The sequence below is a fragment of the Clostridium sp. genome (assembly GCF_036643715.1).
Lineage (GTDB): Bacteria > Bacillota > Clostridia > Clostridiales > Clostridiaceae > Clostridium.
Map to the genome: position 1 here is coordinate 1 of NZ_JAVXRL010000070.1, position 13,304 is coordinate 13,304.

A 13,304-nucleotide genomic window follows, 5' to 3' on the forward strand; every position below is an offset into this window, starting at 1 on the left:
ATAGTAGTTGCAGGTAAATATTGGACTGATATTACTAATATTGATGTAAATAAAGGAACTGCAATTGAAAAAATCCAAAAAATGAAAAATATATCTAAAGATGAAACTATGGTTTTTGGAGATTATTTTAATGACGTAGAAATGCTTGGACAAGCATATTACAGTTATGTTATGGAAGATGCATTAGATGAAATGAAAGCTTACGGTAACTTCATAGCAAAGAGTAATAAAGAAAATGGTGTATTACAAGTAATAAAAGGTATTTTATAAATAAAATCCTAGCAATTAATATAATTGCTAGGATTTTTATTATAATACTACTTTTACTTTTAAAAGAATAAATATAATATTTTATGCAAAAAATACTTCTAGTGATTATTAAAAACTGGAGGTATTTTATGACTAATCCTTTTGTACAAAGTTTAATAGAAAATTTAACATCAACTCCAAATAACATAATTATAAAGGAGCTTCTTATAGATAAAAATAAATCAACTAAATTAACATTAGTATTTGAAACTTCAATGGTTGACAAAGATATATTGAATCGTGATATATTAACTCCACTTATGTATGACTTTAATATGATTTTTCCTAAAAACTGTGATAAATATGATTTTTTATTACAAGTTGCTCTTCCTGTTGGAAATGCAACTGTTGAATCATCCTTTTCAAAAATTATAGCTGCACTTAACGATGGAAAAACTTTACTTATTTTTGATGATTCTCATAAATCAATAATAATAGATACGACTTCCTTTAAATATAGATCACCAAGTCCCCCTTCCTTAGCATCAGCAATAGCATCATCTAAGGAAGATTTAAATGAATCTTTAGAACAAAATATGGCTACTATAAAAAGGCGTATTAAAGACAAATCACTAGTTGTTGAAAGTAACATTGTTGGAAGAAGAAGTAAAACAACAGTTAACATTTTATACTTAAAAGATTTAGCTAATGATACTGTAGTTAATGGCATCCGCGATAGAATTAAATCTTTAGACATAGATTCACTTCAATCAATAGGTAGCCTTCAGCAATATACTGAAGAATATCCATGCTCAATAGCACCTCAAAGTTATATAACAGATTCTGTAGAAAGTACCATAGGTAAGTTAACTGAAGGTAAAGTTATTGTTTTGATTGAAGGTAGCCCATATTCAATGTCTATTCCTGCTGTATTAGTTGAATTTTTTCATAATACAGATGATTATAACGAACGTACTTTAATAGCTTCATTTGCAAGAATTCTTCGATTTATTGCAGCCTTTGTGCTATTAACTCTACCTTCAGTATATATTATCCTTACAAGATTTAACCCGGATATACTTATAGATAAGTATATCCAACCGATTGCTACTTCAAGACAGGGAATTCCATTATCCCCGTTCCTTGAGATCTTCCTTATGGAAGTTATTGTAGAGTTTTTAAGAGAAGGTGGTTTAAGATTACCTACTAAAGTTGGGCAAACTCTGAGTATAGTTAGTGGTATTATCATTGGTGATGCAGCTCTCCAATCAAGAATTGTATCTCCTTCAGCCCTTTTTATTGTCGGGATTTCAGTTGTTTGTACTTTTTTAATTCCGAATTATCAAATGGCATTATCACTAAGATTACTAAAGTTTCCAATTTTAATTTTCTGTAACCTATTTGGAATTTTAGGCTTAATAATTTCAATATTCTTTATTACCGTATACCTTTTCAATATTACTGTTTTCGATGTTGATTACGTTGATTTTAATTCAAGTGATATGCAAGATACTTTTTTACGGATAAATTTAAAAGACCTGTATAATAGACCTGTAATTTTAAAACTAAAACAAAAACTTAGACTAAATAATATACCTTTAAAGAAACGTGGTGAATCAAATAATGAATAAAAAACTTCAAATAACCACAAATCAATTTATTGCTTTAGTTGTTGGTTATACATTTGTCTTACTAGAAATTCGCTATCCTGCAGTACTATCAATCAAGTGTAATCAAGATGCTTGGCTTATTCCATTTTTTTCATCAATATACCCAATTCTATTCTTCACTTTTTATTACTTTGTATATAAAAAGTATCCAGACAAAAATATTTACCAAATAAATATTTTAATTCTCGGTAAATATTTAGGATTTATTTTTAATTGCATATTTGTTATTTTTATATTCTTATATTCTGCAATAAACTTTGCAGCAATAGCACTTGTTTTAAATACAACAATTATATGGTATTACACTATTTCTCAAATGCTTTTCTTCATTTTGTTGATGGGGCTTTTATCTACTTTTTTTTCAATAAAATCAATTTTAAAGGTTTCTCAAGTATATTTTTATCTTATAATTTTTGCATATCTAATAATGACACTTAACTTTAAAGATGGATCTATACTTAATATAATGCCGATTTTATCAGACACAACTCCACAATTGTTGCTAAATTCTACTTATACTGGTTTCTTTATGTTTGCTGGCTTTGAAATCTTTTTAATTTATATACCATATTTAAAAAATAAAAATGACTATAAAAAAATATGTATAAGTGTCATACTTATACTAACGCTTCTTATGTCTGGTGTTATTTTTTCTTGTATTTTTTATTTTGGTAATGAAACCTTAAACTTGTTCTACTTTCCAGTACTTAATATGACATCTTCAATTAACATGCCACTTATTAATAATTTCACCTTTATTTTTATAGTTTTATTATCATTTAATTCACTTAAAAATTCATCATTATGCTTTTTTAATTTTATATATTCTCTTCCAGAAAAATCACGAAAAAAGTATAAGATTTTTTTAATTTTCTTATTGCCTATTCCAATTTTTCTTGTTGCAAAACCATTTACTGATATGGTTTATCTAGACATTTTTATAAATAAGATTTTTATTCCATTGATGGGAATATTACTTTTAAATATTTTTATACTTTTCATATCTATTTTAAGGAGGAATTCAAATGAAAAAAAGAATTCTATATAGTTATATAGCTGTACTTTTATTTTTTATTTTTTCATTTTTAATTTCTAAATTTCTTAATACTTACGCTTTTACAAATATAGAAGAAACTGATTTTCTTTCTGGTGTTGGATTTGATGTTACAGAAAAGCTAGACGAAAAGACATATCATGTACCAGTTTCCATTTATAATTTCTCTAAAAATGGTGAAATAAGCACATACTTAATTGACTCTAAAGGGGAGACAACTCTCCAAGCTAGAGTAGATAGGAAACTACATTCTGGCCGTAATATTTCATTAGGATCTGAGAAAATTTATATCTTTTCTAAAAGAATATGTAAAGATGGTATTTCCGTACCTCTAGATGGATTATTAAACAATGCACAAGTTACAAATAAATCCCTAGTAGTTACTACAAATAGTAACCCAAGTGAAATACTCTCTTTTAAAGTTGAAGGATATCCATCTTCATCCCACTACATTCATAACTTGCTTAATTCCCTTAGTTCATTTTCATATATTTCAAATAATGAAACTCTTCACGATGCTTATATTAAAAATACTACAGAAGGTTGTAAATTTTTTGCTCCAAACATTGATATTGTAAATAATTCACTCCAACTTACATCTCTTACCGTTTTAGATAAAGGTAAGCTTGTTGCATCACTGCCTATAGATAATCTTCACTATTTAAACCTTCTTTCAAATAAAGAGGGTACTGGTATTGTAACTTATATTAGTGATAAAAATAATACAATTTCATTTGAACATTTTTTTAATAGAAAAATAAAATGTAAAAAAAATGATAATGGTTTTGTATTTGATATAAACTTAAAATTAAAGGGTAAAATAGTTAATAATAATTATTTAAGTACTTCTGAAATTACACCTTATCAAAAAGCTGAATTAGAAAAGAAAATAAGTGAATTTATAAAATCAGGTTTAAATGACTTTATTTCCTCTATGAAATCTGATTATAAATTAGACTTGATCAACTTAGGTAACATAGCCGCAGCTCATTATGGTAGAAATAAAATACCAAATTGGGATGATGAAATTTTAAAATCTACTATAAATGTTAATGTAGATTTCAAAATTTCAAAATTTGGAATAGGTAATATTAATTTAGATTAGGGATAGTTTTAAAACTATCCCTAAATTTATTAAACATCTATTCTATTTTTTATTTCACCATTATAAAATGCTTTTATATTATTCAATATACCTTCAAATAGTCTATCTCTAGCTTCAACACTTGCCCATGCTATATGTGGAGTTAAAACTACTTTTTCTTTATCGTTTATCTTTAAAATTGGATTATCTATTTCAATAGGTTCTACCACAAATACATCAAGTGCAGCTCCACTAATTATATCTTCATCTAAAGCTTTAGCTAAATCTTCAAATATAACAATAGGACCTCTTCCCATATTAACTATTACAGCTTCTTTTTTCATCTTCTTTAAGTTATTATAGTTAATTAATCCTGCTGTATTATCATTAAGTGGTGCATGTATTGATATAATATCAGATTCACTTAGAAGTTCATCAAGGTCTACTCTCTTATATTCTGAATTGTTGTTTTTTCCTGATGTTGAATAGTAAACTACTTTCATTCCAAAAGCTTCACAAACTTTAGCTACTCCCTTTCCTATTGCTCCAAGACCTATAATACCCCATGTTTTACCACATAAATCTCTAAAAGGTCTATCTAAATTTGTGAATATTTCTGATTCTGCATAAGCACCTGACTTAACATAATTGTCATAATAACTTATTTTATCATATAAGTGTAAAAGTGTAGCAAATGTATGTTGTACTACTGTATTAGTTGAATATCCAGCTACATTAGTTACTGCTATATTTCTTTCCTTAGCATATTTAACATCTATATTATTAAATCCTGTTGCCATCTCACAAATAAGTTCTATATTTTTTGCTTCTTTTAAGTTGCTTTCATTAAGTACTACTTTGTTTGTCAAAACAATATTAGCATCCTTAATTCTATCTGCCACGTCTTTTGCTTCTGTTATATCATAAACTTTAACCTCTCCAAATTCACTTAAAAGATTATAATTAATATCTCCTAATGTCTTTCCATCTAAAACTACTAGTTTCTTCATTTATATCACTCCTTAATTTTTCTATTATAAATATTATTTTATCACAATATTTTACCTATTTCTTTCAAAAATTTTAATTTATACTGTGTATTATTTGTAAATTTTGACAATAATACTAATATGAATATTTGAAAGGAGTCTTTTTATATGGGTAGTATTAATTTAGTTTGTCTAGCTTGTGACCGTTATTGTAATCTTTCAGTAGATCTTAATAAAAATAATGTAACGACCATAACAGGCAATAGTTGCAGGAATGGACTATCTTATGCAAGGAAAGAATGTATAGTTCCCTCTATAACTGTAACAACTGTAATAACTGTTACAAATGGGACTTCAAGAATTGTTCCAGTTAAAAGTGAAATTGTAGTTCCTAAAACATTAATCTTTGATATTCTAAAAGAACTAAGGGATTTAAAAGTTAATGCTCCTATAAAGTCAGGTGACATAATTAAAAAGAATATATTAAATACCGGTATTAATATAGTTGCAACTGGTACTGTATTCTTATCTAAATAGATTTATTTATAAAAGATGCAGTTACAAATATTTGTAACTGCATCTTTTATGATTACTATTTTATATTATACGCTTCATTTATTCCATTATTTAAAATATTCATAACTTCAATAACTTCCTCTTCTTTTATAGGAAGTTCTTTATTATTTAAGATGCCATCATATAATGCATTATAGACTTCTCCATAATTACCTTTTGGAGTCTTAACTATTTTAGTTATATCTTCTCCATTTTCAGCTATATAACTTACTTTGCCATAGTTTGCTTCTATATCAGTTATAAAATTTTTATCCCATGGCATTATATTAGCTTTTAAACATTCTTCTTGTTTATCTATTCCATATTTTATAAAACTACCATTATGTCCATTTATTCTAAACTTTGGATAGTCTATTTTAACTAAATGATTAGTCTTTACTATTACCTTTAAATTATTGTAGAACATGCATACTTCATAATAATCATCTGGATTTCCTTCTCTTCTTATACTTCTTATGTCATAAGTAACTTTGGTAGGTTTTCCAAATATAGATACGATTTGATCTATTGTATGTACAGCTAGTCCATAAAAAGCTCCATTAAACGGTGAATTTGCCACTTCTTGAACTTCAGGTCTAAAGTAATCAAAATGCGATTCAAGTTCTACTAATTCACCTAGTACGTTACTATTTATAACTTCTTTAACTGCTAAAAAGTCACTATCATACCTTCTATTTTGATATGGCATTATTATAAGATCTTTTGTTCTTGCAATTTTATATAATTCTCTACACTCATCAACTGTTTGAGTAAAAGGCTTCTCAATTAAAACATTTTTATTATGTTCTAATGTTAATTTACCATATTCGTAATGTGAATCCACATGAGTGCAAATTGTAACTAAATCTATTTCTTTATCATTTAAGACTTCATTAATATCTCGTACAAATTTAATACCGTAGTTTACTACATAATCTTTTTCTATTTCTTTCTTCTCTGTTCTACTGAAAATTTTAACAACTTCAAATTTATCATTGTTTAAAATATATGGGAGGTGATATCTAGTAGCACTCTTTCCAAACCCTATAATCCCAATTTTAAGTTTTCTCATATAAGTCTCTCCTTAATCCTATTTAAAAATATTTTTATCTATTTTATATAATAAAGAATAATTCATTATTTGTAAACGTATAATTTAAATAACAATACCTCTCTAGAAATCTAATTTAAAAATGCCAAGCTCAAAGTATTGCTACACTTTAAGTTTGGCATTTTTTGTTTTCATTATAAAATTAAACTAAGTCCATACAAAATCCATATATGTACTGGATAAAAACTATAAAATAATCCTCTTAAATCTCTTCCTTTTTTACCGTTATAGAAGAATATAAATGGTATAGAAAATACCATCATCCAAAAAGGATATTCTAGCATTCTTTCAATATTAAACCCTGGTAAAAATAATGCTGAAAAAACAATAATTGCAAGATACATATCTCTTCTATTATTGAAGCACTTATAAAATATGAATGCAAAAGCAGGTCCTATTATAAGTGATTCTGTACATATTCCTAAAGATACAGCAACTAATATTTTAATAAATGCTATTGTTGTATGTCCTGTTCTTAATTGAACCATTCCATTTAACATTACGAAAGCTGCTGCAAGTGAAAGAAATATATTGTTTGGTAATATGTATAGTTTTGTATCAAATGCATAATTTAAAGCAAAGTTTGAAATAACCATTAAAAATATGCATATTATAGCTCTTTTGTCTGTGATAATAACTTTCTTATATGTAGTTATTATTAGTACTACTCCAATTGCAATAACTGCTACTGCACCTATATATGCTAAAGTACTAAAGCTACTAAATGATAATATAGCTCCATTTATCCCCCTATGTCCTATTATAGAAATTATACTATTCCCTAAAAACATTATTTCCGCTGCAATTAATAATCTTTTCAAATAATTATTTTTTGAAGACGTTTTAAAGTACCCTTCTACTAAAAGATATAAGAATACTGGAAGTACTACTCTACCTACATAACGGAACCAAATTGGCATACCATCAAAAAATACCGCCATGTGATCTAGTAGCATAAAAATAATCATAATTACTTTAAGCTTGAATCTATCCATCTTTTTCTCCTTTGTTTTTAATATTACATTATTAAATTATACCTCTTAAGCCTTTACATTAAAAGCCTTTTGTAATACCATATCTAATAGATAATGATTAACGAGGTGAATATATGTACATATTGTCATACAAAGTAAACTATGAGGAAGTAGATGAAATAATAAACGAACTACAAATAAACGACATATTCAATGCGTTTTATGAAAATCCCCTTGAAATAACAACTGATGAATTTGGTTATGGGTATTTAGAAAAGGAAAATGAGCCAATTATTTTAAAAATTGCTTATGCTGAAGCAAAAGAAGACTTAGATTCATTTAAAGAAAAAGTTTCAAATATAGTTAATAAAGAACTACTTAATATAGAAGAAATTAATTATGAATATGAAGACTTTAAGATGCCTGCAGTTATTTTAGATAATAACTGGGTTTTACAAGATCCTAGTGAAACTGAATTTGAAGATAAAAATAAAATAAACTTTATATCTCAAGGAGCTTTTGGAACAGGGCTTCATGAGACAACTAAAGACTTATTGAATGTAATACTTTCAAAAGACTTTGAAAATAAAACAGTTTTAGATATTGGTACTGGTTCTGGTATTTTATCTATTGCAACTGCAATAAAAGGAGCATCAAAAGTTGTTGCCCTAGATATACGTGATGTTGAAGATGAAGTTCTATTAAACGCTTCACTAAATGGACTAGAAAATATAGAAGTTGTAGTTGGTGATGCTCTAAGTTCAGACATAAGTATCGATACTAAATTTGATTGGATTTATATAAATATAGGCGGAGCTGAAACTTCAATGTTTATGCCTTTTATAAAAGAACATTTAAAAGAAGATGGAATGCTTTTAGTATCTGGTTTAGTATCTTGGAGCTTTGATTCAATAAAAGATATGATTGTCTCAAATGATTTTAATATGATTGAGAAATATCAAACTAACGAATGGTGTACTGCAATCTTTAAATAATAATTAAAAGGATGTTGTAAATTAATACAACATCCTTTTTATCTATCTCTTTTTATTATTTTTCTTTCTATTTTTTTGTCTCTCTTCTGTTCTTTTTCTCTTTTCTGCCCTTTCCCTTTCAGCCTCTAATTCCTCTTGCTTTTTTCTTTTATCACTAAACTTAACAGTTTGTCTAATAAGTAAAAACCACATAGGAATCCAGAAAACGCCTAATATAAGACCAGATACTATAGAAACATCAAAAGATAATCCACTAGTTATATTAATAATTATTGCAATAATAGCACCAATTAAACCCACAAGCAAAGAAGATTTTAGCCTAAAGCCCTTATCCACCTTACATTTCTCCACATACCATACTAACAGCTTCATATATTTCCTCCTATTGTTAAAATCTTTTACACTACTATTTATTCTACAAAAACTTACTAAATCCTCTTTTTATTCCATTTGCAAACTCTGATAATACCTTGTAATATTTTTCTAATTTCCTTAATTTTCATTGAATTACAGTCAAATTTTTAAGGTTATTTTTTAAAATACTTTATATTTTAAGGATTAATTTTGAGGATTTCTCATAAATCCACACATTTTGTCCCATAGGTTATTCTCTTATGCTATACTATAATAAATATCAAGAGGAGGTCTTTTTATGAAGAAAATTTTGATATCTTTTTTTACCATATCGACATTAATGTTTAATATTGCTTTTCCTGCTTTTGCAGATGATGCTAAAAAAACAATTGATGAAAACAAAGTCCACTTCAATCAAATAAGTGGTGAGATAAAAACTTTAGATGATAATATACAAGCTTTAGATGGCGATATTAATACACTTAATTCAACTATTCAAAGTAATAAAGATAAGATTACTTCAGTTGAAAATGAAATTAAAACTACACAAGGTAAAATTGATTCAACTAAAAAACAAGTAGATCAAGGACAAGCTGTTTTGTCTGATAGATTAAGAGCTATATATAAAAGTGGAAGTTATTCCATTTCTAACTACTTAGCTTTTATTTTTGAATCAGAAGGACTAGCTGATTTACTTGGTAGATTAAATGCAGTTCAAAAGATTGTCGGAGCAGATAATGATATGATTACCGAACTTAGAGGTAATGAAGAAGCTCTTCAAAATGACATGAAAAATTTAACTACTAGTAAAGATGAGATAGTTAAACTAAACGAAGAGAACAATACAAAGCTAAAGACTTTAGTAGATAAACAAAATACATTAAAAGAGTCTAAAGCTAAATTTGATGCTCAAAAGGCTCAAGTTCAATCAGTTATTGAAGAAAATGAAAATAAACTTATTGCAAATCCTGTAAGTGTTATTGATTCTTCATCTTCATCAATAAGTGATTTACAAAATGCAGTATCAACTTTGAAAGGATTAATTCCTCAACTTTCTACTGACTCTATTATAAGTAAAGCTAATTCTTACATTTCAAAGGGAAATAGCAAGATAGATGATAAAAAGAAAGCTGAAACTGCTAGTAAAGCAGAAAGTAATTCAAATAGTTCAAATAATAGTTCAAGTGGCAACAATAATAGTGGTTCAACTAGTGGTCCCTATTTAAAGACTATTACAGCTGAAGCTACTGCTTATTCTGGCCATACAATTACAGCAATGGGAACAAAGCCTGTTAGAGACCCTAACGGCATCAGTACAATAGCTGTTGATCCAAATGTAATCCCATTAGGCAGTAAAGTATTTATACCTGGCTACGGTGTTGCTATAGCTGCTGATACAGGTGGTGTAATTAAAGGTAATAAAATTGACTTGTTTATGAATTCAAAGGAAGAGTGTACTTCTTTTGGTAGACAAACAGTTACAGTTAATATTATTTCTTACTCATAAAAATGGTAAAAAACGATTATTAAACGACAATAGAGCAACTTAAGTAATCTTAAGTTGCTCTATTTTATATATATCCTATTCAGCTTTTGGGAAAATCATATTAGGATAAACCTTTTTCATATATGAGTTTGGGTACTCTTTATCTAAAAATCTCTCAATAGCATTATCAGCTTTGATATGGTTAATTCTTGCTACTTCCCTCTTTACTGCTAAAATGGATAATATAATATTTGGTACCATAATTATTATAAATATATATGTCCAAATTTTTATAGACTTATTTGAGAAGTACTCTATAATCTTATTAATTAATGGATATATATCCCTTATAAAGAATACACCAAGTATCCCCCAGAATACACAATATTCAATGCTTGTCCTTCCATTAATACTAAGATTATTTGCAGTATAATCCCAAGATATTGTTCCTACCATCTTTTGTTGAACGTAAGAACACATATATTCAAAGAATCCTCCAAATACAGCACTCACTACAAATATTATTAATCCATTATACTTTGCAACCTTATATAATAATAGCGTAAATAAGACACATCCTATCCCATACACAGGGCTAAACGGTCCATATAATAATCCTTGTCTACTTTGGAAATAACCATTTGTAATGTAGCACCATAGCATTTCTACAACATAGCCTAAAACGGACCCTATCATAAAAATCCAAATTAGCTTATAAAAATTTATTTCTTTTTTTAAATCAAACATATACCCTCCTTATAATATGAAAATATTTTATACTTAAGATGATATCATTATAATAAGTATTAGTAAGAAATTTCATTTTAAATTTCTTTAAACTTTTAATACTTTACAAAAGTACATGTTTAAATAGCGCGCTTAAGTAATCTTAAGCCACGCTATTTTTTGAATTTGTATTTATTAAGTTCCTCACGCTTTCTCTCTTCACTTAACATCAGAAAAACGAAACCTTGCATTATCATATCTGGTTTATATAAATTAAACATATAATATCTCGCCTCCTTTTGTTTAAAGTATTACCTTATTGAATTATTTTATACTTTAAGTTATCTATTATAATATCCATAGATATTTTATGTATTTTTTACGATTTATGTTAAAATTTATATAAAAGAAAAGAGGTGTGGCAAATGAAAAAAATTTTTATATGTATTTTTTTAGTTACTTTTCTAATATTATCATTTTTCATTGGAAAAAGTTTTCTATCCAATACATCTTCTGAATTTTCACTTATTCAAGACAATTGGAAAATAGAATTATCAGATAAACCATTAAGTGAATCTATTATATTAAATAACACAGGTGGTATTACCGGAGACGGTCAAAAAATAATAACATTTGAATATAATTCTAATCAAATTGAATCTATTAAAAAGGATCTGCTTTTCCTTGATTATAATGAACATCTAAAAATGAAATTTGATGAACTTCAATTTCTGATAAATGAACCGACAGAACTGGATTTGTATACTAAATCACTAAAAGATATATACTCCAATATTGAATACAATAAATTTTTTATAGTTGAAAATAATAGTAAATTTCTAATCTTCGTCTTAAATTCAAAATCTAATAAACTAACAGCTTTTGTTAATTATCAGTAATATCTTTCTTAGTATAAAAAAACTACTCTCTCATATACTAAAATCAATGTGAAAAATGAGAATAATAGTTTCACATATATTTCTATGTAAGGATGTTTTTATATGAGAAAATATATATTAAAGAAAGAAAAAATACTATTTGTTTTAACTTTATCAATTACTGGTTCTTTATTTATAGGCTCTACTGCTAATTACAAGAAGCTTGATACTTTAGCTTCTATTACTACTAGTAATTTAACTCCTTTAAGTGATTCAAATGATAGTGTTTTAAATATCACAAATAAATTTAATTACTTGCAACTAGAGGATGATCCTAGCGCTGAGGATGCCTTTGTTGTAGCTGAAAATACAAATGATTTATTGAAGGGTTTTAAACATTATCCAATTAGAACAGATAGAAAGAAAGTTGTTTACCTAACTTTTGATGATGGTCCTTCAATAACTAATACACCTACAGTACTTAAAATTTTGAATGAATATAATATTAAAGCAACCTTTTTTGTTACTGGAAAAGCTTTAATAGCTACCCCAAAATCAAAAGAACTATTAAAAGAAATTGCAATAGGTGGGCATGCAATAGGCAATCATACTTACAGTCATGATTATAATTTACTTTATCCAGGTAGGACTATAAGTACAAAAAATGTAATAACTGATTTAAATAAAAACCTTGAATTAATGCAGAGTATACTCGGAAAAGACTTCTACACTAGAATTATTCGACTACCAGGCGGGTATCGTACATGGAATGGCAAAGAGGCATTTAAAAGTGAAATGGTTAACCTTAATCTTAAAAATATTGATTGGAATGCTTTTAATGGTGATGCTGAAGGTCGCTTAAAAACTGCACAAGAATTAAATAACTTCTTAGAGTGTAGTGTTACTAAATTAGGTTGTGATGCAGATAGTATTGTAGTATTAATGCATGATACATATGGAAAAGCCGAAACTGTTAAAGCACTACCTAATGCTATTGAATATTTTAAAAGAAATGGTTTTGAATTTAAAACAATAAAATAATAAAAAAAGAAAAGATGGTATAATCCACCTTTTCTTTTTTAATATAAAAACCGTTTAGGAATATGGTGTAACATATACATCCAAATTCCACTAACACTTGTATTCTGCTCAAGCGAGATAAGCCATAAGCGGAGTTCT

General features: G+C 27.0%; 14 protein-coding genes. 9 read left to right on the plus strand and 5 right to left on the minus strand.

Features of this window, described 5'->3' with window-relative positions; translation table 11 throughout:
• From RSF37_RS13930 to RSF37_RS13945, 4 genes are all read left to right on the plus strand, one after another.
• A partial coding sequence (locus RSF37_RS13930; RefSeq protein WP_332564991.1) for an HAD family hydrolase occupies positions 1-270 on the plus strand: 270 nt, incomplete at its 5' end.
• A 128-nt stretch (positions 271-398) separates the two neighbouring features.
• Positions 399-1,880 carry a spore germination protein gene (locus RSF37_RS13935; protein ID WP_332564992.1) on the plus strand — a complete coding sequence of 494 codons (1,482 nt, stop codon included), beginning with the start codon at positions 399-401 and terminating at the stop codon, positions 1,878-1,880.
• Entirely contained in the window at positions 1,873-2,967 is a 1,095-nt protein-coding gene (locus tag RSF37_RS13940) for a GerAB/ArcD/ProY family transporter (protein ID WP_332564993.1), read from the plus strand. Before RSF37_RS13935 ends, RSF37_RS13940 begins: the two co-directional genes overlap by 8 nt.
• Positions 2,945-4,078 (plus strand): Ger(x)C family spore germination protein, encoded by a 1,134-nt coding sequence (locus RSF37_RS13945; protein WP_332564994.1) that lies wholly within the window; start codon positions 2,945-2,947, stop codon positions 4,076-4,078. The genes RSF37_RS13940 and RSF37_RS13945 overlap by 23 nt, the downstream gene beginning before the upstream one ends.
• A 29-nt stretch (positions 4,079-4,107) precedes the next feature.
• On the opposite strand, the gene RSF37_RS13950 is transcribed toward RSF37_RS13945, so the two are convergent.
• The gene (locus RSF37_RS13950) at positions 4,108-5,067 is read right to left on the minus strand and encodes a D-2-hydroxyacid dehydrogenase (protein WP_332564995.1); all 960 of its coding nucleotides are present in this window, start codon (positions 5,065-5,067) and stop codon (positions 4,108-4,110) included.
• Positions 5,068-5,214: 147 nt separating this feature from the next.
• On the opposite strand from RSF37_RS13950, the gene RSF37_RS13955 reads away from it, so the two are divergent.
• Positions 5,215-5,583, plus strand: a complete 369-nt coding sequence (locus tag RSF37_RS13955; protein WP_332564996.1) for a DUF1667 domain-containing protein — start codon at positions 5,215-5,217, stop codon at positions 5,581-5,583.
• A gap of 55 nt (positions 5,584-5,638) precedes the next feature.
• Here RSF37_RS13955 and RSF37_RS13960 read toward each other — a convergent pair whose 3' ends face one another.
• Positions 5,639-6,673: an oxidoreductase gene (locus RSF37_RS13960; RefSeq protein ID WP_332564997.1), complete on the minus strand. Its 1,035-nt coding sequence runs from the start codon at positions 6,671-6,673 to the stop codon at positions 5,639-5,641.
• A 173-nt stretch (positions 6,674-6,846) separates the two neighbouring features.
• Positions 6,847-7,707: a TraX family protein gene (locus RSF37_RS13965; protein ID WP_332564998.1), complete on the minus strand. Its 861-nt coding sequence runs from the start codon at positions 7,705-7,707 to the stop codon at positions 6,847-6,849.
• Positions 7,708-7,820: 113 nt separating this feature from the next.
• Between RSF37_RS13965 and RSF37_RS13970 the strand changes: the two genes are divergently transcribed.
• Positions 7,821-8,681 (plus strand): 50S ribosomal protein L11 methyltransferase, encoded by an 861-nt coding sequence (locus tag RSF37_RS13970; protein ID WP_332564999.1) that lies wholly within the window; start codon positions 7,821-7,823, stop codon positions 8,679-8,681.
• A 42-nt stretch (positions 8,682-8,723) separates the two neighbouring features.
• On the opposite strand, the gene RSF37_RS13975 is transcribed toward RSF37_RS13970, so the two are convergent.
• On the minus strand, positions 8,724-9,053 hold the full coding sequence (locus tag RSF37_RS13975; protein WP_332565000.1) for a hypothetical protein: 330 nt from the start codon (positions 9,051-9,053) through the stop codon (positions 8,724-8,726).
• 280 nt (positions 9,054-9,333) lie between these two features.
• Here RSF37_RS13975 and RSF37_RS13980 point away from each other — a divergent pair, with 280 nt between their 5' ends.
• Positions 9,334-10,542, plus strand: coding sequence for a 3D domain-containing protein (locus tag RSF37_RS13980; protein ID WP_332565001.1), 1,209 nt, complete (start codon positions 9,334-9,336; stop codon positions 10,540-10,542).
• A gap of 75 nt (positions 10,543-10,617) precedes the next feature.
• Here the strand turns inward: RSF37_RS13980 and RSF37_RS13985 are convergent, their stop codons facing one another.
• A complete protein-coding gene (locus RSF37_RS13985; protein WP_332565002.1) occupies positions 10,618-11,268 on the minus strand; it encodes a putative ABC transporter permease in 651 nt (216 codons plus the stop codon).
• Between the two features lie 404 nt (positions 11,269-11,672).
• On the opposite strand from RSF37_RS13985, the gene RSF37_RS13990 reads away from it, so the two are divergent.
• The gene (locus RSF37_RS13990; RefSeq protein ID WP_332565003.1) at positions 11,673-12,146 is read left to right on the plus strand and encodes a hypothetical protein; all 474 of its coding nucleotides are present in this window, start codon (positions 11,673-11,675) and stop codon (positions 12,144-12,146) included.
• A gap of 102 nt (positions 12,147-12,248) precedes the next feature.
• A complete protein-coding gene (locus tag RSF37_RS13995) occupies positions 12,249-13,166 on the plus strand; it encodes a polysaccharide deacetylase family protein (protein WP_332565004.1) in 918 nt (305 codons plus the stop codon).
• Positions 13,167-13,304: the final 138 nt, after the last annotated feature.

Bases quoted from the DNA above. Each gene is read 5' to 3' on its own strand.
- RSF37_RS13990 (WP_332565003.1), top strand. From the start codon at position 11,673: ATGAAAAAAATTTTTATATGTATTTTTTTAGTTACTTTTCTAATATTA.
- RSF37_RS13995 (WP_332565004.1), top strand. From the start codon at position 12,249: ATGAGAAAATATATATTAAAGAAAGAAAAAATACTATTTGTTTTAACT.
- RSF37_RS13955 (WP_332564996.1), top strand. From the start codon at position 5,215: ATGGGTAGTATTAATTTAGTTTGTCTAGCTTGTGACCGTTATTGTAAT.
- RSF37_RS13965 (WP_332564998.1), bottom strand. From the start codon at position 7,707: ATGGATAGATTCAAGCTTAAAGTAATTATGATTATTTTTATGCTACTA.
- RSF37_RS13985 (WP_332565002.1), bottom strand. From the start codon at position 11,268: ATGTTTGATTTAAAAAAAGAAATAAATTTTTATAAGCTAATTTGGATT.
- RSF37_RS13945 (WP_332564994.1), top strand. From the start codon at position 2,945: ATGAAAAAAAGAATTCTATATAGTTATATAGCTGTACTTTTATTTTTT.
- RSF37_RS13950 (WP_332564995.1), bottom strand. From the start codon at position 5,067: ATGAAGAAACTAGTAGTTTTAGATGGAAAGACATTAGGAGATATTAAT.
- RSF37_RS13940 (WP_332564993.1), top strand. From the start codon at position 1,873: ATGAATAAAAAACTTCAAATAACCACAAATCAATTTATTGCTTTAGTT.
- RSF37_RS13960 (WP_332564997.1), bottom strand. From the start codon at position 6,673: ATGAGAAAACTTAAAATTGGGATTATAGGGTTTGGAAAGAGTGCTACT.
- RSF37_RS13935 (WP_332564992.1), top strand. From the start codon at position 399: ATGACTAATCCTTTTGTACAAAGTTTAATAGAAAATTTAACATCAACT.
- RSF37_RS13970 (WP_332564999.1), top strand. From the start codon at position 7,821: ATGTACATATTGTCATACAAAGTAAACTATGAGGAAGTAGATGAAATA.
- RSF37_RS13975 (WP_332565000.1), bottom strand. From the start codon at position 9,053: ATGAAGCTGTTAGTATGGTATGTGGAGAAATGTAAGGTGGATAAGGGC.
- RSF37_RS13980 (WP_332565001.1), top strand. From the start codon at position 9,334: ATGAAGAAAATTTTGATATCTTTTTTTACCATATCGACATTAATGTTT.